We start from the raw sequence: 601 nt of genomic DNA, 5'->3' as shown, positions 1-601 counted from the left end.
CCGGTGACGTACGTCGACGCCGGCTACCTCGGCTTCGCCTCCAAGACCGAGGTCGCGCCCCTCAGCTTCGGCGAGACCACCGAGCGCATGACCGACCTCATGGAGAACGGCGTCCACTCGGTGATCGCCCTCCCCGGCAAGATCCCCGGCCTCTGGGACGCCACCTTCGGCGACGGCGAGCGCGCCGAGGACTCGCCGGTCGGTGTGGTCGGCGCGGCCAGGATCACCGGCGAGCTGATGACCGTCGAGGCACCGAAGACGACGATCCTCGTGATGTTCATGAACCTGCTGGTCATGTTCAACGTCTCGCTGTTCCTGTTCAACATGCTCCCGCTGCTGCCGCTCGACGGCGGACACATCGCGGGCGCCCTGTGGGAGTCGCTGCGCCGGAACGCGGCCAAGGTGCTGCGCCGCCCGGACCCGGGACCGTTCGACGTGGCGAAGCTGATGCCGGTGGCCTACGTGGTGGCGGGCATCTTCGTCTGCTTCACGCTGCTCGTCCTGGTGGCCGACGTCGTCAATCCGGTACGGATCAGCTGACACCCGTACGAACCGGACCTCGCTGGTGATCCGGCGTGAGGCCCGATCCGGAGAGCATGTC

The 601-nt window shown here is 67.9% G+C and carries 1 protein-coding gene; it reads left to right on the top strand.

What is annotated here, in order from left to right; translation table 11 throughout:
* Positions 1–540, top strand: a 540-nt coding sequence (locus ACOV8S_RS31110) for a site-2 protease family protein (protein ID WP_448321833.1), incomplete at its 5' end; no start/stop codon positions are given.
* Positions 541–601: the final 61 nt, after the last annotated feature.

The organism is Streptomyces sp. CO7 (assembly GCF_053474865.1).
Note: the sequence above shows the minus strand (reverse complement) of the source record. Positions and strands in the feature narration are given on the sequence as shown.